We start from the raw sequence: 20617 nt of genomic DNA on the forward strand, positions 1-20617 counted from the left end.
AAGGTCGGACTTGTCAGGCGAATATTTTTCGCGCCGGCAATTTTGTCAGGCGGAAAGGTGAAATAGTGAGGTGGTGAGCGGTGAGTTTTTCGTTCTGATGCCGCCCTGACCGCAGACTTCTGGTCGGTAACTGTGCTCAGTCTGGGCCCGCGCGGCTCACACAGTTGCTACCCCCCCTCAACTAACGCCAAAAAGGAAGCCCGCGCCAAATGAACTGCACGGGCTTCCTTTTATTCAAATTCTGAGCTCACTGCTCACCACCTCACTATTTCACCGTTTCCTACCCCTTGCGGTTCTGGATAGCGGCGCGCACGAAGCGCACGAACAGCGGGTGCGGGTTCTGGACGGTGCTTTTCAGCTCGGGGTGGAACTGGCCGGCTACAAACCACGGGTGATTCGGAATCTCCACCACTTCTACCAGCCCCGTGTCGGGGTTTAGGCCCGAGGCCAGCATGCCGGCTTCCTCGTAGCGCTTCAGGTACTCGTTGTTGAACTCGTAGCGGTGGCGGTGCCGCTCGCTGATGTGGTTGCGGCCGTAGGCTTTAGCCGCTTTCGAGCCTTTGCGCAGTTCACAGTCATAGGCCCCGAGGCGCATGGTACCGCCTTTTTGGGTGACGTTCTTCTGTTCCTCCATCATGGCAATGACGGGGTCGGGCGTCTGGGCGTTCATCTCCGTGGATGAAGCTTCTTTCAGCCCCAGCACGTTGCGGGCAAATTCTACTACCGCCACCTGCATGCCCAGGCAAATCCCGAAGAACGGAATGTTGTTCTCGCGCACGTGCTTCACGGCCAAAATCTTGCCCTCGAAGCCCCGTTCCCCAAAGCCCGGAGCTACCAACACGCCATCTACGCCGTGCAGCAGTTGAGCTACGTTATCGGGGTTGATGTGGTCGGACTGGATGCTGCGCACCGTCACTTTGCACTCATTCTGGGCACCAGCGTGCACAAAGGCCTCATTGATGGACTTGTAGGCGTCAGGTAGCTCTACGTACTTACCTACCAGCGCAATCGTCACTTCTTCGGTGGGGTTTTTCAGGCGGCCCAGGAAGTCTTTCCAGGCTTCCAGATCGGGCTGGGGCGCACCGCCCTGTAGCTTCAGCTTCTTGATAACCCGCTCATCGAGGTGCTCTTTCAGCATGAGCAGGGGTACCGAGTAAATGCTGTCGGCGTCGAGGCTCTCGATAACCGAGTTGATGTTGACGTTGCAGAACAGCGCAATTTTGCGGCGCATTTCGGCCGGAATCGGGTACTCGGAGCGGCACACCAGAATATCGGGCTGGAGACCAGCGCTGCGCAAGTCGCGCACCGAGTGTTGAGTAGGCTTGGTTTTCAACTCACCCGCCGCCTTGAGGTAGGGTAGGAGGGTGAGGTGGATTACCAGGGAGCTATTCTCAGGCAGCTCCCAGCGCAGCTGGCGCACCGACTCCACGAAGGGCAGCGACTCAATATCGCCAATAGAGCCCCCGATTTCGGTAATCACCACGTCGAAGTCGCCGGTTTGGCCCAGCAGCAGCATGCGGCGCTTAATCTCGTCGGTGATGTGGGGCACCACTTGCACGGTTTTACCGAGGTAGGCGCCTTCGCGCTCCTTCGTGATAACGTGGTCGTAGATGCGGCCGGTGGTGACGTTGTTGGCCTGGGAGGTCGGTACGTTCAGGAACCGCTCGTAGTGACCCAGGTCGAGGTCAGTTTCGGCGCCGTCGTCGGTTACATAACATTCGCCGTGCTCGTAGGGATTGAGCGTGCCGGGGTCGATGTTGATGTAGGGGTCGAACTTCTGGATGGTGACCCGGAAGCCGCGAGCTTGCAGCAGCTTGGCTAGGGAGGCCGAGATGATGCCTTTACCCAGTGATGACGTAACGCCGCCCGTTACGAAAATGAACTTGGCCGTAGTGGCAGCCGCGGAAGTGGAGGTTCGGTCTGGCATAACGGGAAACAAAGTTAGCGGATATATCCGGGGGCGCCCACGAAACTTTGTGCTACGCGCGTGGCAGAATTCATCGGGATGCTTGAGTTGTTCTGTAAATGCAACATTGTTTCATATATTTGCAGGGGTTTAGTATTCTCTTTATCACTCCTGTACTAATGGAAAACGACCTTATTGCGGACGTACTAATTATTGGGGGTAGCACGGCGGGGCTAAGCGCGGCCCTGTCGTTGGGGCGGGCCCTCCGTAGGGTAGTAGTGCTGGATGGCGGTCAGCCCTGTAACCGTCAAACGCCCCATTCACACAACTTTTTCACCCGCGACGGCGAGACGCCAGCTCAGCTGCTGGCCATGGGGCGGGCGCAACTCCAAACCTACCCAACCGTGCAGATGCTGGCGCATACGGTAATAAAAGCAGGCCAGAAAGACGGCCTGTTTCAGCTTACTACCACAGAAGGAACCCTGTTCCAGGGTAAGCGTCTGCTGCTGGCTACCGGCATTCAGGACCAATTGCCGCCTATTCCGGGTCTGGCCGAATGCTGGGGAATATCAGTGTTACACTGCCCTTACTGCCATGGCTATGAAGTGCGCGGGCAGCAGATAGGGGTGCTCGGCAACGGGGACGTGGGTTTCGAGTTTGCCCGCCTCATCCACCACTGGACGCCTAACCTGCACCTGCTGACCAATGGCCCGTCCACGCTATCGGCGGCACAAACCGAGCGGCTGATGGCCCACGGTATTCAGATTGTAGAAGCGCCGTTGGTTGAAATTGAGCACGAGAAGGGTCAGCTGCACCATCTCCACTTAGATGGGGGAAAACGCCTAGCGCTTACAGCTCTGTACGCCCGGGTGCCCTTCGTACTGCCGGGCAATCTGGTTCAGCAGCTTGGCTGCGAGCTGACTGAGCAAGGACTTATCCGGGTAAACGAGTTCGGGCAAACCTCCGTGCCGGGTGTGTCGGCGGCCGGCGACAACAGCTCGCCCATGCGGCAGTTGGCGCAAGCTGCCGCCAATGGCTCCAGGGCCGGTGCTTTTCTCAATAATGAGTTGATAGCAGCCGAATTTTAAGTCCGGCCAGCACGCAAAAGCGCAATGGCCTCCCCAGAGTAGAGCTATTCTGGGGAGGCCATTGCGCTTTTGTGTGCTGGGTTGAAACAGCTTTTACGCTTGTTTGGGCTCCGGGCCGCGGAATACGTCGGTGCCTTTTACTTCCGTAAGCTTCACCGGCCGGCCTTCGCGCGCCGACTGATAAATAGCTTCCATAATGCGGTGATCCTGCAGGCCTTCCTCGCCGGGGGTGTGCGGCGGCTTATCGTCCATGACGCACTCCGAGAAGTGGTCCATTTCGGCGGCAAACTGGTTTTTCTCGCTTAGCACCATCTGGGTTTTCAGCTTGGCCGGACCCTCGGCGTGGGAGGTTTGCAGCTGCTGGCCGGTGTAGGCGTAGGCGTTGTCCACATGAATCCAGCCCCGCTCGGTGTTCACGCGGTAGAAACGCGAGTCGTGGGTGTTGTAGTGGGTAATGCAGTTGACGATGATGCCCTCCGGAAAGCGCATCTGCCATGACATAGCTTCCTCGATTTCCTTAAACAAAGGGTTACCAGGCGTGCTGTAGGAATAGGCAAATACCTCGGTGGGCTCAGTACCCAACACGAAGCGGCTGGTATTAAGGCAGTATAGGCCAATATCGGGAAGGGCGCCGCCGCCAGCTAGGTCCTTTTTGTGGCGCCAGTGGTCGGGGTTGGCGGAGCTTTGGCTGTTCTGGGCTTCGATGTACTTGGGCTTGCCGAACTTGTTGCCGCGCACCATCTCTTTTACCTGCCGGTTGTAAGGCTCATACTGAATGCGGTAAGCTACCATCAGCTTTTTGTTGGCCTTTTTGCAGGCGTCAATCATGGCCTGGCACTCAGCTGAGGAGTTGGCCATGGGTTTTTCGCAGAGGATGTGCTTGCCGGCTTGGGCTCCCCGAATGGTGTACTCGGCGTGCATGGAGTTGGGCAGCACAATGTAAATCACCTGCACCTCGGGGTTGTCCTTAAGCTTGTCATAATCCTGATAGCTGTAGCAGCTTTCGGGCTTGATGCCATACTGCTGGGCCACCTTTTTGAGCTTTTCCGGCGAGCCGCTGACCAGGGCCACGGGCTTCGATTTTTTACATTCCCCGAAGGCCGGCAGAATTTCTTCCAGCGTCAGGTGGCCCAGGCCCACCAGGGCATAGCCCACCCGTTTGTCCATGGGCAGGGGGGTAGGCACCGGTCCCGATTGGGGGTCCACGTCCGACTTCCACGCTTCCAGTTCAATGGGCTTGCTTAGGTCAGCGGGCACCTTGGCCGGCGGCGACACGGCTTCCGACGACGGCACTTTCTGCCCATCAGGCGAGGTGTAAATCGTCGAACCATCGACCTCCGAGGCCGGTGTGCCGGTGGTGGGCGTGGTGGCGGCTGAGGCAGAAGACGATTTATCCTGGCAGCTGGCCAGGGCCCCGGCGGCTACCCCCACGGCAAGGCCGCGCCCGGCCAGACTCAGAAATTCCTTGCGTGAAACTTCCTGGCCGGCGTGGCGCAGGACGGTATTGAGTAGTTCGTTGGTGACAGACATAACCAGCAGGCAGTTCGTGACAGATACAGATATAGTATCTCATACTGCCAGGTTCTGAGCAGGTTGCCTTTGCCAGCCGCGCTGCCTCTATGAAATTATGACGTCAGATGCCGCTGGTGCTGGAAAATGTTGGCTAGCCCGCGCTGGGTGGCGAAGGTTTGGACGTTGTGCGGGGGTAGGAGAGGGCAGGAACCGGGCAATGAGGAAGTAGGTAAAAGACCGCCATGCGGAGCTGAAGGCAAAGCATGACCGGCGCAGTGTAATCATTAGGCCTTATAGTCTGCATCCACAGAAAAACTCAATAGTTGAAAAGCGCCGCGGTTTTGCCCAAGTTGCGGGCGTTTTGCCTGTTGCTTCTGCTCTGATGTCGTTTTTTTGCCTGCTACAACGCGCCTTATTGGTGCTGCTGTGCCTGCCGCTGGGGGCGGCTGTGGCCCAGACCCTGCCCGTTGCTACCCCTGCACCCGCGCCCAACCTACCCTGGCTGGAACAGCAGCTGCGCGAATCAGTAGTACTGCGGCGGCACAACGTAGGTGTCTGCCTCACCGATGCCGCCACGGGTCAGCAGCTTTTCGGGCAGAACGAAGACCGGTATTTCACGCCGGCCAGCACTATGAAGCTGTTCAGCCTGTACGCTGGCCTGCGCATGCTGCCCGATTCGCTGCCCGCCCTGCGCTACGTTGTGCGTCCCGATACCCTCCTGTTCTGGGGCACCGGCGACCCTACCCTGCTTCACGGCGACGTACCCTCCCGGCGGGCCCTGGCTTTTCTGCAGAACCGCCCCGAAAAGCTGTTTTACGCCGAGGTGCCCACCGTTACGGCCTTCGGTCCCGGCTGGAGCTGGGACGATTACAACTATTACTTTCAGCCGGAGCGTGGGGCGTTTCCAGTGTACGGCCACACGGTGCGCTTCTACGCCAAAGCCGGGCAGCCCCTGCCGCGTGTGTACCCGCGCTTTTTTAAGCCGCTGATGGAGCCAGCCCCCGCCGCAGCCCCCAACCCCACCGACGACCATGTGCGCCGCGCCCCGCTGGAAAACCGCTTTACGGTGTTTCCGAGCGCTAAAAACTGGGTTGATGAAACGCCTTTCCGCACCAGTCCGGCCTTGCTACTGCAGCTCCTGCAGGACACCCTGCGCCGGCCGGTAATGCAAATCCCGTTTCGGCTGCGGCCTCAGGATGCAGTGTACACCCTCCGCGGGCTGCCCGTCGATTCGCTGTACCGGCGCATGATTCGAGTGAGCGACAATTTCCTGGCCGAGCAGCTGCTGCTCCTGTGCGCCTCTACCCTAAGCCCGGATTCGTTGAGTTCCGCTCGGGTTATCAAGGCTATGCAGGCCAACTACCTCCGCAGCCTGCCCGACCGCCCCATCTGGGTGGATGGCTCCGGCCTTTCGCGCCTGAACTTAGCCACGCCCCGCACCCTCACGGCTCTGCTGGTGCGCCTGCATCAGGAGGTAGAGGAGCCGCGGTTACTGAGCCTGCTGGCGGCCGGTGGTGGGCAAGGTACCTTGCGGCGGCGCTACCGCCCGGTGGCTGGCAAACCCTGGCTGTGGGGCAAAACCGGCACGCTCACCAACAACCACAATTTGGTGGGCTACATCAGAACCAAGTCGGGCCGGTTGCTGGCCTTCAGCTTCCTCAACAACAATATCCCCGGCGACGATGCCCCCGTGCGCTCTGAGATGGAGAAGATTCTGACCCAGGTGCGGGAGCGGCTGTAGGCGACACCAATCTAACTCCTCTCAAAAAAGCGCCCGCCCTCGGGTTTATATCCCTTACGTGAACCGAACACTATTCTTCCCGATTTGCGCCCTAAGCGTCGCGCTGGCTTTATCACTACTGGCGTGTCAGTCGAAACCCGAGTCGGCCGCGACGCAAGCGCCTGCAGTAGCCCCGGTTGCTACCCCTTCCGTCCCGGCCAACCCTCCATCAACTCCTGTGGGCCCCGATTCAGCGGCTTTGGTGCAGCAGTTTGTGCCCGCTGGCTATCGATTGCTCGACATGGAAACCGGTGACCTGAACCGCGACGCCTACCCCGATAAGCTGCTGGTGCTTGACAGTGTGCAGACCGATACTACCGGCGTTTTAGGTAGCGCCGCCCTGCGGCCCCTGCTGGTACTTACCTCCAACGCGCAGGGCCAGTACACCCTGGCTGCCCGCAACGACAACGCTGCTATGTGCAGTGGCTGTGGCGGCATGATGGGCGACCCCTACCAGGGCCTGACCATCAAAAACGGCTATTTCTCGGTGGAGCACTACGGCGGCAGCGCCTGGCGCTGGACCCACATCGTTACGTTCAAGTACAACCCCACTGACCACCACTGGTACCTCCACCGCGAGGGCGGCGACAGTTTCCACGCCGCTGACCCGGACAAAGTAGAAACGCACGTCAAGACCATCCGCGACTTCGGCCGGGTGCGGTTTGAGCAGTATACGGGGGATGAGGCAGCAGAGAAGTAACCCAACAAATTAAACGTGACATAGCCCGGGCGTTAGTCCGTGGTCGTTGGGCGGGGGCGCTCAGACTACCACGAACTAACGCCCGGGCTATGCCATACTCTGGTTTATCGAGCCGTCTTAGTACAGCACCCGGAACTTGATGGTGTGCTCTACTTTGCGCAGCTCGCCAATTACCTCCGGCTCGTACTGCTTGTCTATGTCGGTAATCACGTAGCCGATGTGCTCGTTGGTTTTCAGGTATTGACCCAGGATGTTGACGTGGTGCTGGGCCAGCACGTTGTTAATACGGGCCAGCACGCCGGGCACATTGTGGTGAATGTGGATGAGGCGATGGGCCTGCTGCTCCGGCAGCTGAATGTTGGGGAAGTTGACGCTCTGCTGGGTGTTGCCGGTATTCACGTACTGCATAATCCGCTCGGGCACAAACTCGGCAATATTGCGCTGGGCCTCGGCCGTGCTACCCCCTACGTGGGGCGTAAGCAGCACGTTGGGCAAACCGCGCAACTCACTCTCAAAGCTTTCCTGGTTGGTTTTGGGCTCGTAGGGAAACACATCCACGGCGGCGCCGCCCAGGTGGCCGGACCGAAGTACGGCGGCCAGAGCGGGCACATCTACCACGTGGCCGCGGCTGTTGTTGAGCAGCAGGGCGCCGGGCTTCATCATAGCCAGCTCAGCGGCCCCAATGAGGTTGGTATTGGCCGGGCGGCCATCTACGTGCAGGGTTACAATGTCGGACTGACGTAGGAGCTCCTCCAGAGTACGGCACTTCACGGCATTGCCCAGCTGCAGCTTTTCGGCTACATCGTAGTAGAGCACTTGCATACCCACAGCCTCGGCGACTACCGATAGTTGGGAGCCAATGTTGCCGTAGCCCACGATACCCAGCTTTTTGCCCCGGATTTCAAACGAGCCCTTGGCCGACTTATCCCACTCGCCCTGGTGCATTTTGGGGCTTTTCTCAGGAATACGGCGGGCCAGCATAATAATTTCGCCCAGGGCCAGCTCTACTACCGAGCGGGTGTTGCTGAAGGGGGCATTGAATACGGCCACGCCCTTTTTCATGCAGCCCGTCAGGTCAATCTGGTTGGTGCCGATGCAGAACGCCCCGATGCCGATAAGACGGTTGGCAGCGTCGAGCACCCGTTGCGTTACCTGGGTTTTGCTCCGGATGCCCAGGATGCTAACGCCCTCAATCTGCTGCACCAGCTCGTCCTCGTCGAGGCCGCCGGGCACGGTATCTACCTGGTAGCCCTCCTGGCGGAACAGCTCGGCGGCACGCGGGTCGGGGTTTTCGAGCAGCAGGACTTTAATGCGGTTTTTGGGGTAGGAGAGGGTCATCGGAAGCTTGTTCTGGTAGAGAAATTCGTCGAAGGAAGGCAGCACCTCATCGGCGCGGGCTACTACGGCCTCGCGGTGCACGTTTTCGGTGAAGGCGTAGAAGCGGTTGGCCAGCCCGGCCTCCCGGATCTGGTAGTCGGTGTAGCCGTCGCCGAGGGCGTACACGTCGCCATCGAGGTCAAGCTGACGCAGCTGCAGAATCTTACCTCCGTCGCGGCTGAGCACGTTTTCCGCATCGAAGCCGGTAATGCGGCCCTCCACATCGAAGGTGAAGGTGTTGGCCAGCACGTGGTCGGCATCAATGCCAAACTCAGCCACCACCGGCTCAATAAACTCCCGGAAGCCGCTGCTGACAATGTAAATGCGCCCGTGAAACTTCTCAAAAAAGCTGCGGTTGCGCTGAATGCTCTCGGATACTTTACCGCGCAGGCGCTCCACCAGTAGCGGCAGGTGCTCGCGCCGGGCCGGCAGCAGCGCCAGCCGCTGCTTCAGGGACTCCGAGAAGTTCAGCTCCCCGCTCATGCCCCGGTCCGTGAGGGCCCGGATGGCGCTTACTACTTCCTCCCGATTGGGCTGACCCGCCAGGGCGATGTCGGCTAGTTCGTCGAGACCTTCTACCTGGGTGAAGGTGCTGTCAAAATCAATAATGAGGTAGGGGAGAGGCTGCGGTTGCTCGGGCATAGTGGGGGCAAGGTAGAACGGAAAGCGCAATGGCCGGAACGCCAGTGACGCACGTTCTACGATTTCAAACGAAAAAGAACCGCTCCTTACCCATCTGGCAAGCTGGCACCCTACCCCTCGTAAAACTCCAAAGGCAGCCCATCGGGGTCTTGGATAAAGGTGAAGCGCCGGCCGGTAAGCTCATCCGTGCGCACGGGCTCGGCCGCTACGTCGTGGGTAGTGAGGTGGCGCACGGTGGCCTCAATATCGGACACGGCGAAGGCCAGGTGGCGCAGACCAGCGGCTTCGGGGTGGCTCAGGCGGGCCGGCGGGGTAGGAAAAGAAAACAGCTCGATGACGTACTGCCCACCCAGGGCCAGGTCCAGCTTCCAGGACTGCCGCTCCGCCCGGTGCACCTCCCGAATGACACGCAGGCCCAGCACCTCAGTGTAAAACTGCTTCGAGCGGGCATAATCCGTGCAGATGATGGCAATATGATGGATGTGGAGCAAAGGCAGCATGGGACGAAGAATAAGCCGGGTCAATGAAAACTGCCCTTTCACCAGCCGGGCCCGGTGCGCGGAGCGGTTCAGATGAGGGGCAGAGGTTGCAATATTCGGCAGCTTACATTTACTTATAACAGGAACTTGCCAACCGGATGCGGCCTATGAAAGCGCTGTGCTGCCTGAGAATACTGCTGGCGCTGCTGAGCACAGGCCCGCTTGCCCAGGCTCAAGCAGACAAAGTGGTTTTCCACACCCTGGACCGACGGAGGCTGCGCTCCTCAGAAATTGACCGGCTGGTGCTGCAGCGTATGGAAGCGGCCCGCGTGCCAGGGCTGGCCCTGGCCCTGCTGGAAGACAACCAGGTGTGCTACCTACGCACGTACGGCCGGCGCAACCTCGAAACGGGCGCCCCGCTGGAGCCCGGCACCGTTATGTACGGGGCCTCCTTCAGCAAGGCCGTTTTTGCCTACCTCGTGCTGCAGCTGGTACAGGAGCAGGTCCTGGAGCTCGATAAGCCCTTGTATCAGTACCTGCCCAAGCCCATTCCGGCGTACGAGCAGTATCAGGATCTGGGCACGGATAACCGCTGGCAGCAGCTTACGGCCCGGATGGCGCTTACCCACACGACGGGCCTGCCCAACTGGCGCTGGATTGAGCCCGATAAGAAATTGCGCTTCAAGTTTGCGCCTGGCGCCCAGTACTGGTACTCCGGGGAAGGACTGCAGCTGCTGCAGTTGGTGGTAGAAACCGTAACGGGTAAAAGCCTGACGGAGCTAAGCGCCGAGCGGGTATTTCAGCCGCTGCGCATGGCCCGAACCAGCTACGTCTGGCAGCCCGCTTTCGAAGATAACTATGCCCTGGGCTACGACGATGAGGGCCAGGTAGTGGGCATCCGAAAGCGCACCAAACCCGGGGGCGCCGGCTCCCTGAGCACCACGCCCGCCGATTACGCGGCCTTTCTGACGGCCGTTATGCAGGGCCGGGGGCTTACTCCCGCCGCCAAGCAAAGCATGACCCGGGCGCAGGTGCGTATTCCCTATAAAGCCCAGTTTGGCCCCTTGGCCACCGTAGCCGCCCCCGACAGCAACCGCACCATTCAGCTGGGCTACGGCTTGGGCTGGGGTACGTTCGTTTCGCCCACCTACGGACCCGCCTACTTCAAAGAAGGCCACGATGATGGATGGGAAAACCACAGCGTGGTGTTTGCTGACCGCGGGAAAGGACTCCTGTTGATGAGCAACAGCGCCAATGCCGACCTGCTGTTCAAGGAGCTGCTGGAAAAGCTGCTGGGCGACACAGATACGCCCTGGCAGTGGGAAGGCTACGAGCCCTACGTGGCCGGAAAGAAGTAGCTACGCCAGAAGCGGGCAAACCTCACTTGGCCCCCTACTGAATGCGCTTCTCGTCGCAGGCGGGCACCCACAGGTCGGACTGGCATACGGCGCAGCGGGCGGTGCCGCCCCGGGGCAGCTCCTGCACATGCCCGCAGCAGGAGCAGGCCTGGGTCCCAGCCTCCTCGGGACGGTGCCGTGGGTTCCTGAACCGCTCGGGCCAAATAGGTAGGCCGGGCCGGACCTGGTCATCGGCAAAGAAATAAATACTCACGTTGCCGGTGGCTTCTATGTACGCCCGGCGCACCTGCCCCAGATGCGCCACCTGGTACTGGCGCAACTCGCCGAACAACTCTTTCTGGGTCAGGTTCTGGCTTTTCAGGGCCTGATGCTTGATTTCGCCATTCTCAATCAGCAGAATAGGGGCGCCCTCCAGCCAGTCCGAAAACTTGGGGTAGTGCTCCGTCAGGCGGTTGAAAGCCAGATATAGAGCCGTTACCATCACGAATACTACGGTCACGTGCAGTAGAGGCACGTCGTCGTAGAACATGGCGTCGCCAGCGGCGGAGCCCAGGGCCAGAATAATGCTTAGCTCAAAGATGGACAGCTGTCTCACCCCGCGCCGCCCCGTCACGCGCAAAGCACCCAGTACCAGGAGGTAGGTAACCAGGCAGCGGAGGGCAATTTCCAGCAGAAACAGCAGGGGCGCATCCTCAGAAACCAGAATGCGTTTCCAGTCGAAGGGTTGAATAGCGGAAGAAAGCAGCATGAGCAACGAAAAAGCAGACTGGCCCGTCCTGGGCCTCTGTCTGGTCTAACGTAGGGAGCAGCTCAACAGTTAATTAAAACGGTATTAATGCCCCGGGCTGGCCGGAGGCGGGCTGGGCTCCCGGGCTGGGGTAAGGGGTAGCACCAGGTGGTGAGTAGAGGGTGCGAAGCCCAGGGCCGTCCAGAACCGCAGGCCGCCAGGGTTGGCTACGGCTACCTGCAGCTCCAGGTGGTCGGCGCCCTGCCGGGTCAGCCACTCGCGGGCCGTTTCGAATAGCAGGCGGCCCAGGCCCGTGCGCCGGTACTGAGGGCGCACAATGGTTTCGGCAATGTAGCCGCGGCGGTTGTAGTGCATGCCGTTGTTGCCGATCTGGTACATGGCCACCAGCAGGCCCATCAACCCTTCGGCATTTTCGGCTATAAAAAACCGGGTGTAAGGCTCCTGCAGGCGCTGCAGCAGTACGCGCCTCAGCTCCGCTTCGGCCTGCCGGTAATAGCCAAAAATGGGATGGTAGGCCTCGTGCGAGTCCATCAGCTCACACCAGATGGCGTAAAGGGCATCAAGGTCGGGCCGGGTAGCGGTACGGATGATCATGGGCAACAGGCAGGGCGGCGCAAACGCAAAATTTGCGGAAGGTAGTCGGAAAATGATGTTCAGCCATGCGCCGCGCCGCAACGGCTGCCTCACGTAGTACCGCCTAGCGGGCCTCGGGCGCTACCCCCGCTCTTGGATCAAGGCTTTGGCAACCTGTTTCGTGCATCAGGAAAACAGGCCCTGTAAGGAACATGCCGAACCCCAATCGACCACTGAATGGGCTGATCCGGGTTCGGCATGTAGTGCTAAAAGAAGGTAGGGCTAGGCGCTGGCCTGGTTTAGCTCCTGGATGTCATCGGGGCTCAGGGCAAGCTCCGTGGATTTGAGCAGTTCCGTTACCTGCTCGGGGCTGGTGGCGCTTGCAATGGGAGCCGTAAGACCAGGCTGGGCCATAATCCAGGCCAGGGCTACCTGAGCGGGAGAGGACTGCTGGCGGGCTGCTACGGAATCTAGCGCACCCAGAATTCTCAGACCTTTCTCATTCAGATATTTCTGGCCTACGCCACCACCGCGGGCACTTTTCTGCAGATCGGCCTCGGTGCGGTACTTGCCCGTGAGGAAGCCCGCCGCCAAGCCGTAGTACGGAATCACGCCAATCTGATGCTCTTGCACGAGGGGTAGCAGCTCCTGCTCAAACTCGGCCCGGTCGTAGAGGTTGTAGAGGGGTTGCAGCGTTTCATAGCGCGGGAAACCGTGCTTCTGACTGGCCTCCACGGATTCGCGCAGACGAGCGGCATCGAAGTTAGAAGCCCCAATGACGCGCACTTTGCCCTGCTGCACCAGTTGGGCGTAGGCTTCCAGGGTTTCCTCCACGGGCGTGGTAGGGTCGTCTTTGTGCGACTGGTACAGGTCGATGTAGTCAGTTTGCAGGCGCTGGAGGGAGCCTTCCACGGCGCGCAGGATGTAGTCCTTTTTCAGGCCCTTGTTTTCGGGGTTGACTTCCCAGCCCACTTTGGTGGCAATTACCACGTCGTCGCGGCGGCCGCGCTGCTGCAGCCACTTGCCGATGATGGTTTCCGACTCGCCGCCGACGTGGCCCGGCACCCACACGGAGTAGCCGTCGGCGGTATCAATGGCATTACCGCCCCCGGCTACAAAGGCGTCGAGGATGCGGAAAGAGGTAGCCTCGTCGGCCGTCCAGCCGAAGACGTTGCCACCCAGCACGAGGGGCGCGATGCGCAGGCCGGAGCGGCCTAGTTCACGGTGTTGCATGCACGTAAGGAGTAGAAATGAAGGAGGATGAAGTAAGTAAACTGAATCAGCGTAGCAAGGTTGGCTACTTTTACTCTCCTTTCATTTGATGCTTATGGCCCGAAAGCTCGATACTCTGGAAGTAGTGGATGTTCTTAACCGGCCGGCGTGGCGGGCGTGGCTGGTAGCGCACCACGAGCAGCCCGTGGGCGTGTGGGTGGTGCTCCACAAGAAAAACAGCGTATCTGGCACCCTCACCTACGCCGAAGCAGTGGAAGAAGCCCTTTGCTTCGGCTGGATTGATTCCCTACCCCGCAAGCTTGATGGAACCCGCTACCAGCTCTACTTCTCGCCCCGTAAAAAAGGCAGCGTATGGTCGGCGGTGAATAAAAAGCGCCTTGAGCAGCTCCGTGCCGCCGGGCTGCTGATGCCGGCCGGGCAAGCCAAAATTGACCTGGCCCAGCAAGACGGCAGCTGGGCCGCCCTGGATGAAGTAGATGCCCTGCTGCTACCCCCTGACTTAGCCGCAGCCCTGGCCGCTACCCCCGCCGCCGAGCAAAACTTCCAACGCCTGGCCCCCAGCGTGCGCAAGCAACACCTGCAGCAGCTAACCGCCGTGCGCCGCCCCGAAACCCGACAGCGGCGCATTGCCCAACTGATAGAACAGCTGATGGCCGTAAAGTGAGCCTGGCTGCCCCAAGGCCGTTATCTTCGCGGCATGCTACGGTTTCGTTACTTGCTTTTCGCTTCGGGTATTTCGCTGCTGTTGGGCGCTGCGCCTGCTACCCCCGTAACCGAACGAAACTTTCAGAAGCAGTTCGATCAGTACGGGGTGCAGGGCTCTTTCTTGCTGTATGAAACGGGCACGGGCCGCTTCACGGCGTACAATGAAAAGCGCTGCCGCCAGGGCTTCCTGCCGGCTTCCACCTTCAAGATTCCGAACACGCTCATTGGCCTGCAAACCGGCGCCCTGCCCGATACGGCCACCGTTTGCAAATGGGATGGGGTGAAGCGCGACTTCCCGCAGTGGAACCAGGACATGAGCTACGCCCGGGCTCTGCGCGTGTCGTGCGTGCCGTGTTACCAGCAGTTGGCCCGCCAGGTGGGGGTAGGAACGTATAAGCAGTGGCTCCGGAAGCTGCGCTACCCCGGCATCCTGGTCACGCCTGCCACCCTCGATACGTTCTGGCTCGATGGTAATTCGCGCATCAGTCAGTTCGAGCAGATTGATTTCCTACGTCGGCTGCAGGCGGAAACCCTGCCCGTAGAAGTGCGGCATCAGCGGGCCGTGAAGCAGCTTTTGCTCCTGCAGAAAACGCCTAGCTATGCTCTCTACGGCAAAACCGGCTGGCGCTTTCGCTCCGACACCAACCCCGACAACGGCTGGTTTGTGGGCTGGGTGCAGCGCCCCGACGGCCGCACCGCCCTTTTTGCCCTTAATGCAGAACCCACCGGAGGGCAGGCCGCCGATACACGTTTTGCCGCCGGCCGCCGGGCTCTGACGGAAGATATACTGCGTGAAATGGGCTGGATGTAATGCTACCTACCGTCTAGGGAGGAATGGAAGCAGCCGCTTTACGCCTATACTTGCTTTTCCAGCACCCGCCAACCGTGGGGCGGTAGCACCACCTCTTGGCCTTCCTCGAGCATAAGCTGTTCACCGCTGAAAACATCCAGCCAAACACCAACCGCATCAGCCGGAATGAGGAGCGGTTGCGGCTCCGGGCTGATGTTAATGCCCGTGAGTATCGCCGCCAGCCCTTTTTGGCGCAGGAAGCTGTACGTGTCAGGGGGGCCAGGCAGGCGCTGAAAGCGGCTGAGCGAGTCGCCGTTTTGCAGGGCATAGTGGCGGCGCTTAAGCTGGAGCAGGCGGGTATAGAAATCCTGCAGGTGGTAGTCCTGCCAATCCACGGTATCTTTTTCGAAGAAGGCGAGGCGCTTGTTCAGGGCTGCTTCCTGGCCGGTGTACACCAAGGGCATACCCGGCAGCAGCACCGTCAGGACCGCAAACGGCAACGCCAGCGGACCGAGGCGCTCATATTCGGTGCCATCCCAGCTGTTCACGTCGTGGTTGCTGGTGAAGTGCATCAGGTACACCGAGGGCGGATACTTGGCCCGCTCAGCCGCCAGATACTCGTCGATGCCGTGCAGGGGCTGTTTGCCTTCCGCAATGTGGTCGAGGAGGTAGTGCAGGCGCAGGCCAAAGGTCATGTTGAAGGCCTTTTCCAGCAGCTTGGTATCGGAGTTGAACTGCTCCCAGGTCAGTCCGCCCGAGGGGTACAACTCGTCCCACTCGGCCAGCATAAACAGGGGCTTCACCGCATCCAACTCCAGGCGGGCAGCATCCCAGAAATCGGTAGGCACCAGGCCGGCCACGTCGCAGCGGTACCCGTCAATATCGGCTTCGCGCACCCAATAGAGTAGGGCATCGGTCATGTAGCGGCGCAGTTCGGGGTGGCGGTAGTCGAAGGCCACTACGTCGGTCCAGTCGGGCACGGGGGGTAGGAGGTTGCCCTGCGCGTCATGCTGATACCACTCGGGGTGCTGCTGCACCAGCGGGTTGTCCCAACTGGTGTGGTTAGCTACCCAATCGAGCAGCACCCGGAGGCCCAAATCGTGCGCGGTTTTCACCAGGTAGCGTAAATCATCCAGCGTCCCAAACTCCGGATTCACCCCGAAGTAGTCTTGCACGGCGTATTGGCTGCCCAGCGTGCCCTTGCGCCCTACCTCCCCAATAGGGTGGACAGGCATCAGCCACACGATGCTGATGCCCATGGAAGCCAGCCGCGGCAGGTGCGCGGCAAACGCCCGAAATGTGCCTTCTGGCGTGAATTGGCGCAGGTTTACTTCGTAGATAGTGGCGTTGGCGGCCCAATCGGGGTGGCGCACCTGAAAAAGGTGGGCGCTGGGGTGCAACTGAGGTTCAGACACGGCAGAGGGGTAGGCGAAAACAAGTTGGACTGCACCTGCCTACGCGAAATCAGCCTTCCATAGCCGAATCTAAAGAGCACCGGTGCCCGGTGGAGTAGCCGGGCATTCCCAGAACGCAGAGAAAGACCGTCATTCCGAGCTTGTCGAGGAATCTCGCGTGCTGACGTTGCAGGCGTGGGACCTCACCCCCCGGCCCCCTCTCCGAAAAAGGAGAGGGGGTGCCTGATGATTTATAGAATAGCCAGAGGTAGAGATGCTTCGACTGCGCTCAGCATGACAGTTACTATTGCAACACCAGCACGCGAGATGCTTCGCTGCGCTCAGCATGACGTTCTAGAGAAATACTAGGTTCTAAAACCAGCTGTTGTCGGGGTCCGGGAGTTGCTCGTACACGCGGTAGCTGTGCGGGGTTAGTAGCAGGTCGGAGCCTGAGCCTAGCTTAGTTACCTGTCCGCTGAATACGTCGCGGTAAACGCCGGGGCCCAGGTTAGCCAGACGAATTTGGTGAGGCTGCTGACCCAGGTTCACGGCCACCAAAACCGCCTTTGGCCCCTTGCGACGCACGAAGGCATAGGTTTCGGGACTGGCCTCCGGCGCCATCCGGATAAACTCGCTGCACGGGTCGCCGTTGCGCAGGGCCGGGTGGCGCTTCTTGAGTTGAAGCAGGGTAGTATAGAACTCCTGCAGGGGGTAGGCGCGCCACGGAATCGTGTCCTTATCAAAGAAACGCAGCCGCTTTTTCAGGGCCGCTTCCTGGCCGCTGTACACCATCGGGATGCCCGGCAGCAGGGTGGCGAGCACGGCCTGGGGGAGGGCGTCTTTGCCGAGGCGCTCGTACTCGGTGCCATCCCAACTGTTGATGTCGTGGCTGCTGGTAAAGTACATGAGGTAGGCCGAGGCCGGGTAGCGCGTGCGCTCTACCTCGCGGTAGGCATCGAGGGCGGTGAGGGGCTGCTGGCGGCGGCTGATGCTGTCGAGGAGGTAGCACAGGCGCAGGGCGTAGGTGGCATCGAAGGCCTTTTCCAGCATACCGGTGTTGGGGTCGAACTCGCCTTTTTTCAGAAAGGGCGGGTTGTGCAGCTCGTCCCATTCGGCCAGCATAAACACGGGCTTTACTTTCTCGAGTACGGGGCGCGTCTGGTTCCAGAACTCCATGGGTACGAGGCCGGCCACGTCGCAGCGGAAGCCGTCGAAGCCTACGTCGCGCAGCCAGTACACCATGCTTTCCTGCATGTACTGGCGCAGCTCCGGCTTGCTGTAATCCAGGTCGATGACATCCTGCCAGTCAGCCACGGGCGGCACAAACTGGCCCTGGGCGTTGCGGGTAAACCACTCGGGGTGCTGCTGGCGGAGCTGGCTGTCCCAACTGGTGTGGTTGGCTACCCAATCCAAGATAACGTGCATGCCGAGCTTGTGCGCGGTCTGAATCAGGTGACGCAAGTCGTCCAGAGTGCCAAACTCCGGGTTTACGGCTCGGTAGTCCTGCACGGAGTACTGGCTGCTCAGGGTACCTTTGCGGTTGAGCTTGCCGATGGGCTGCACTGGCATCAGCCACAAAATGCCGACCCCCATTTTCTGGAGGCGGGGCAGGTGAGCCTCAAAGGCCCGGAAAGTGCCCTCCGGGGTGTACTGGCGGATATTGACCTCGTAGATACTGGCCGAATCGGCCCAGGCCGGGTGCCGGATGGTATAGGCTTCAGGGGCCGCCGGGGCGCAATCGGTGGTAGGTTCCATGCGGCAGGCCGCCAGAAGCAGCCAGCCGAGCAGGAAGGAAAGAACAGTGCGGGACATGCCGAAAAGTACCCCTTTTCCGGCACTTGGTCCTCCGAAGCAGGGTAGCAAAAAGGCCGGGCGGCAAGGCATGCAACTCGGCGTGAAGGCTTTGAAAGAGTAATGCTTCTGGATAATAAACCAGCGTCATTCCGAGCGCAGCCGAGGAATCTCGCGTGCTGACGTTGTAATTACTATTGCAACGTCAGCACGCGAGATTCCTCGGCTGCGCTCGGAATGACGGTCTATGAACAGCCGGCCTGCTGCCCTAGCCAGCTTTCAGCGCAGTCCGCGGTTCGTAGCGGACGCCGCCGAACCAGTACAGCATCAGGGTACGGGAGTAGCGCAGGCTGAGCGGGGTCAGGAGCACGGCCACCACGGCCACACTGGTCACGTACACCCACACGGCGGGGTCGTGAAGCAGGAAGTACACCAGAAAGCCGGTTGTCAGCATAATAGCCGTGGAAAAGGCGTAGCTAATGAACATGGCACCCCAATAGAACCCCGGCTCGGGCTCATAGGCCTGGGCGCAAACCGGGCAGCGGTCCGGCATTTCAGCAAAGTGAACGGGATTAGCGGCAGAGTGCGTGAACAGGTGGCCTTCGTGGCAGCGGGGGCAGCGTTGCTGCAACATAGCCAGGCCCGTAGATTGTATCTTCGGCATGATTTCCAGGTAGTTGGTGAAATCGTAGAACAAAGATAAAATGCCCTTCCTGCGCCCGTAAGAGCCATTTCCGGGTTTGTCCGGTACAAATCAATTCGTGATGGTGGGTGATGGGGTGACAGGGCGTACTGGCGGCAGACTTCTGGCCGGAGGCCAGGCGTCTGCCTGCCGGCCAATAGGGCAAGTCTCCCGACTTGCGGCCGCCGAAGGCGGCTCGCTCGCGTCTGCGCCGTTCGGGATTGTTTGGGCGGCCCCTGCTTAATAAGGTTTGCATACAGGACGGACACCCGGTGCGGCATTCTCGTGCTAGCTACCTTTTGGCTTTAGCAAAGGAGAGCAGAATGTGCAAATGGCGCGGACGAACCCAACGCGAGCTGGCCGCCGTTGGCGGCCGCAAGTCAGGAGACTTGCCTTATTTACCGACGGGCAGACGCCTGGCCTCCGGCCAGAAGTCTGCCGCCAGTACACCCTGTCACCCTGTCACCCCATCACCTGTCACTTGTCACCCCTTCCCCCTCATACCGAAAGCCCTCCGGGGTTTGCCCAGTGTGCTTGCGGAAGTAGCGGCCGAAGTAGGAAGCGTCGTCGAAACCGAGCGTGTCGGCTACCTGGGCCACGGTGGCGGACGTGTGGCGAAGCAGGCGGCGGGCTTCCATCAACACGCGCTCCTGAACAAGGGCACTGGCGGTTTTGCCCAGGTGGCGGCGGCACAGGGCATTGAGGTGGTTGGGCGAAACATGGAGCAGATCGGCGTAGTGCTGCACTTCCCGCTGAGTGCGGAAATGCTGGTTGAGCAGGGCTCCGAACTCGCGCAGGAGGTGCTGGGCGTGGCGCGGCTCGCCGCTAGCAGGTTGAGCCGCCGTGGAGGGGTAGTGACGCGCGGCCAGTTCCAGGCAAATAAGCAGGTAGGAGCGAAATACCTCATCCTGCTGTGGGGCCGGGGTAGCGTGTTCCTGCCACATGCGCTCAAATAGAGGCCGCAGCTCAGTTTCTTCGGCGCCTAGGTGCAGCACGGGCGCATGTACGTGCTGGAAGAATGGGTACTCATAGAGCCGGCCACCGGGGTAGCGGGCCAGGTAGAAATCAGCCTCAAATAGTACCACGTAACCTTGCGCGTCTTCGGAAAGCTGCCAGTGATGCACCTGTCCCGGGGTCATGAAAAACAGGCTACCCGGCTCCAGCGGATAGGTTACCAAGTCTATAGTGTGCGTGCCCTGGCCCTGCGTGACGTAGAGCAGCAGGTAGAAGTCGTGGGCGTGGGGCTGACTGGTACCGGGGAAGTTGGCCACATGCCGCGCCAGCCGCTCCAGGTACCACGGCCGTGGTCGTTGCTGCGGAAACGATTCAAGCGTCAGGACGGGCAGGCGGGGCGGTTGCATACAGGGTCGGTTACTCGCCGAAGTTACGGAGCCGCTTCTTGCTGAGCTCGTAGCTGATGATGGCCGGAATATAGAAGGTGATGTCGGCCAGGAACTTAGCGGCCAATATGCCGCCGGCCCGGCTGCCGGTCCAGCGGGGCAACCAGTACATCAGCGCCGGCCGAATCAGGAAGCTGTCGAGTATTTCGGCCGGCCCGAACTCCACGGCCAGGGCCCGCACGTTGCGCCCGAAGGTGCGCGCGCTGTAGTGCCGGCCCTGGGCCTGCAGCTCCCGGCGTGCCAGCCGCATATCCTGCCCCAGCAGCCACCCAAAATAAGCCACGTTCCCGGCCCAGGTACCTGCCAGTGCGGCCCGCAAATCCTGCTCCGGCGCCAGGTGCCACGCCACGCCCGCCCCGGCCAGGGTAGCCACCACCGACAGTATCTCGGCGGGCAGGTAGCGGCGCAGCCATTCACGGATTTTTGGTTTCATAGCAGGAGAGGGGGGTAGGGGTAAGG

At 60.5% G+C, this 20617-nt stretch carries 18 protein-coding genes; 6 read left to right on the top strand and 12 right to left on the bottom strand.

All coding sequences use genetic code 11. The annotated features are described in order from the left end of the window. Positions 1-280: 280 nt before the first annotated feature. On the bottom strand, positions 281-1927 hold the full coding sequence (locus tag FGZ14_RS00660; protein WP_139920181.1) for a CTP synthase: 1647 nt from the start codon (positions 1925-1927) through the stop codon (positions 281-283). Between the two features lie 158 nt (positions 1928-2085). Here FGZ14_RS00660 and FGZ14_RS00665 point away from each other — a divergent pair, with 158 nt between their 5' ends. Then, complete coding sequence (locus tag FGZ14_RS00665) at positions 2086-2994, top strand: NAD(P)/FAD-dependent oxidoreductase (RefSeq protein ID WP_139920184.1); 909 nt, start codon at positions 2086-2088, stop codon at positions 2992-2994. Between the two features lie 93 nt (positions 2995-3087). Here the strand turns inward: FGZ14_RS00665 and FGZ14_RS00670 are convergent, their stop codons facing one another. Continuing rightward, complete coding sequence (locus FGZ14_RS00670) at positions 3088-4524, bottom strand: Gfo/Idh/MocA family protein (RefSeq protein ID WP_139920186.1); 1437 nt, start codon at positions 4522-4524, stop codon at positions 3088-3090. A 364-nt stretch (positions 4525-4888) separates the two neighbouring features. On the opposite strand from FGZ14_RS00670, the gene FGZ14_RS00675 reads away from it, so the two are divergent. Next, a complete protein-coding gene (locus tag FGZ14_RS00675) occupies positions 4889-6247 on the top strand; it encodes a D-alanyl-D-alanine carboxypeptidase/D-alanyl-D-alanine-endopeptidase (protein WP_139920188.1) in 1359 nt (452 codons plus the stop codon). 58 nt (positions 6248-6305) lie between these two features. Beyond that, the gene (locus FGZ14_RS00680; protein WP_139920190.1) at positions 6306-6986 is read left to right on the top strand and encodes a hypothetical protein; all 681 of its coding nucleotides are present in this window, start codon (positions 6306-6308) and stop codon (positions 6984-6986) included. A gap of 117 nt (positions 6987-7103) precedes the next feature. Here FGZ14_RS00680 and serA read toward each other — a convergent pair whose 3' ends face one another. Beyond that, complete coding sequence (gene serA / locus FGZ14_RS00685) at positions 7104-9005, bottom strand: phosphoglycerate dehydrogenase (RefSeq protein WP_139920192.1); 1902 nt, start codon at positions 9003-9005, stop codon at positions 7104-7106. Between the two features lie 110 nt (positions 9006-9115). Next, positions 9116-9505 carry a VOC family protein gene (locus FGZ14_RS00690; RefSeq protein WP_139920193.1) on the bottom strand — a complete coding sequence of 130 codons (390 nt, stop codon included), beginning with the start codon at positions 9503-9505 and terminating at the stop codon, positions 9116-9118. Positions 9506-9651: 146 nt separating this feature from the next. On the opposite strand from FGZ14_RS00690, the gene FGZ14_RS00695 reads away from it, so the two are divergent. Further along, positions 9652-10842: a serine hydrolase gene (locus FGZ14_RS00695; RefSeq protein WP_180754436.1), complete on the top strand. Its 1191-nt coding sequence runs from the start codon at positions 9652-9654 to the stop codon at positions 10840-10842. 34 nt (positions 10843-10876) lie between these two features. On the opposite strand, the gene FGZ14_RS00700 is transcribed toward FGZ14_RS00695, so the two are convergent. The 3 genes from FGZ14_RS00700 to FGZ14_RS00710 form a co-directional block, all read right to left on the bottom strand. After that, positions 10877-11590, bottom strand: coding sequence for a DUF421 domain-containing protein (locus tag FGZ14_RS00700; RefSeq protein WP_139920197.1), 714 nt, complete (start codon positions 11588-11590; stop codon positions 10877-10879). Positions 11591-11674: 84 nt separating this feature from the next. After that, a complete protein-coding gene (locus tag FGZ14_RS00705; protein ID WP_139920199.1) occupies positions 11675-12184 on the bottom strand; it encodes a GNAT family N-acetyltransferase in 510 nt (169 codons plus the stop codon). Positions 12185-12445: 261 nt separating this feature from the next. Beyond that, the gene (locus FGZ14_RS00710; protein ID WP_139920201.1) at positions 12446-13396 is read right to left on the bottom strand and encodes an aldo/keto reductase; all 951 of its coding nucleotides are present in this window, start codon (positions 13394-13396) and stop codon (positions 12446-12448) included. A gap of 94 nt (positions 13397-13490) precedes the next feature. On the opposite strand from FGZ14_RS00710, the gene FGZ14_RS00715 reads away from it, so the two are divergent. Further along, positions 13491-14060, top strand: a complete 570-nt coding sequence (locus FGZ14_RS00715; RefSeq protein ID WP_139920203.1) for a YdeI family protein — start codon at positions 13491-13493, stop codon at positions 14058-14060. Positions 14061-14093: 33 nt separating this feature from the next. Next, entirely contained in the window at positions 14094-14912 is an 819-nt protein-coding gene (blaOXA, locus tag FGZ14_RS00720; protein ID WP_139920205.1) for a class D beta-lactamase, read from the top strand. A 44-nt stretch (positions 14913-14956) separates the two neighbouring features. On the opposite strand, the gene FGZ14_RS00725 is transcribed toward blaOXA, so the two are convergent. From FGZ14_RS00725 to FGZ14_RS00745, 5 genes are all read right to left on the bottom strand, one after another. Further along, a complete protein-coding gene (locus FGZ14_RS00725; protein ID WP_219601040.1) occupies positions 14957-16306 on the bottom strand; it encodes an alpha-amylase family glycosyl hydrolase in 1350 nt (449 codons plus the stop codon). Between the two features lie 351 nt (positions 16307-16657). Next, on the bottom strand, positions 16658-18097 hold the full coding sequence (locus FGZ14_RS00730; RefSeq protein WP_219601041.1) for an alpha-amylase family glycosyl hydrolase: 1440 nt from the start codon (positions 18095-18097) through the stop codon (positions 16658-16660). A 247-nt stretch (positions 18098-18344) separates the two neighbouring features. Next, entirely contained in the window at positions 18345-18740 is a 396-nt protein-coding gene (locus FGZ14_RS00735; protein WP_257883307.1) for a DUF983 domain-containing protein, read from the bottom strand. Between the two features lie 488 nt (positions 18741-19228). Further along, positions 19229-20119, bottom strand: coding sequence for an AraC family transcriptional regulator (locus FGZ14_RS00740; RefSeq protein WP_139920207.1), 891 nt, complete (start codon positions 20117-20119; stop codon positions 19229-19231). Between the two features lie 10 nt (positions 20120-20129). Next, positions 20130-20591 (bottom strand): hypothetical protein, encoded by a 462-nt coding sequence (locus tag FGZ14_RS00745; RefSeq protein ID WP_139920209.1) that lies wholly within the window; start codon positions 20589-20591, stop codon positions 20130-20132. Positions 20592-20617 lie beyond the last annotated feature (26 nt).

Source organism: Hymenobacter sp. DG01 (assembly GCF_006352025.1).
Lineage (GTDB): Bacteria > Bacteroidota > Bacteroidia > Cytophagales > Hymenobacteraceae > Hymenobacter.

What these genes read in the sequence shown, in the direction of transcription:
- FGZ14_RS00660 (WP_139920181.1), bottom strand. Translation starts at nt 1,927, where the DNA reads ATGCCAGACCGAACCTCCACTTCCGCGGCTGCCACTACGGCCAAGTTC.
- FGZ14_RS00665 (WP_139920184.1), top strand. Translation starts at nt 2,086, where the DNA reads ATGGAAAACGACCTTATTGCGGACGTACTAATTATTGGGGGTAGCACG.
- FGZ14_RS00670 (WP_139920186.1), bottom strand. Translation starts at nt 4,524, where the DNA reads ATGTCTGTCACCAACGAACTACTCAATACCGTCCTGCGCCACGCCGGC.
- FGZ14_RS00675 (WP_139920188.1), top strand. Translation starts at nt 4,889, where the DNA reads ATGTCGTTTTTTTGCCTGCTACAACGCGCCTTATTGGTGCTGCTGTGC.
- serA (WP_139920192.1), bottom strand. Translation starts at nt 9,005, where the DNA reads ATGCCCGAGCAACCGCAGCCTCTCCCCTACCTCATTATTGATTTTGAC.
- FGZ14_RS00690 (WP_139920193.1), bottom strand. Translation starts at nt 9,505, where the DNA reads ATGCTGCCTTTGCTCCACATCCATCATATTGCCATCATCTGCACGGAT.
- FGZ14_RS00695 (WP_180754436.1), top strand. Translation starts at nt 9,652, where the DNA reads ATGAAAGCGCTGTGCTGCCTGAGAATACTGCTGGCGCTGCTGAGCACA.
- FGZ14_RS00700 (WP_139920197.1), bottom strand. Translation starts at nt 11,590, where the DNA reads ATGCTGCTTTCTTCCGCTATTCAACCCTTCGACTGGAAACGCATTCTG.
- FGZ14_RS00705 (WP_139920199.1), bottom strand. Translation starts at nt 12,184, where the DNA reads ATGATCATCCGTACCGCTACCCGGCCCGACCTTGATGCCCTTTACGCC.
- FGZ14_RS00710 (WP_139920201.1), bottom strand. Translation starts at nt 13,396, where the DNA reads ATGCAACACCGTGAACTAGGCCGCTCCGGCCTGCGCATCGCGCCCCTC.
- FGZ14_RS00715 (WP_139920203.1), top strand. Translation starts at nt 13,491, where the DNA reads ATGGCCCGAAAGCTCGATACTCTGGAAGTAGTGGATGTTCTTAACCGG.
- blaOXA (WP_139920205.1), top strand. Translation starts at nt 14,094, where the DNA reads ATGCTACGGTTTCGTTACTTGCTTTTCGCTTCGGGTATTTCGCTGCTG.
- FGZ14_RS00730 (WP_219601041.1), bottom strand. Translation starts at nt 18,097, where the DNA reads ATGTCCCGCACTGTTCTTTCCTTCCTGCTCGGCTGGCTGCTTCTGGCG.
- FGZ14_RS00735 (WP_257883307.1), bottom strand. Translation starts at nt 18,740, where the DNA reads ATGCCGAAGATACAATCTACGGGCCTGGCTATGTTGCAGCAACGCTGC.
- FGZ14_RS00740 (WP_139920207.1), bottom strand. Translation starts at nt 20,119, where the DNA reads ATGCAACCGCCCCGCCTGCCCGTCCTGACGCTTGAATCGTTTCCGCAG.
- FGZ14_RS00745 (WP_139920209.1), bottom strand. Translation starts at nt 20,591, where the DNA reads ATGAAACCAAAAATCCGTGAATGGCTGCGCCGCTACCTGCCCGCCGAG.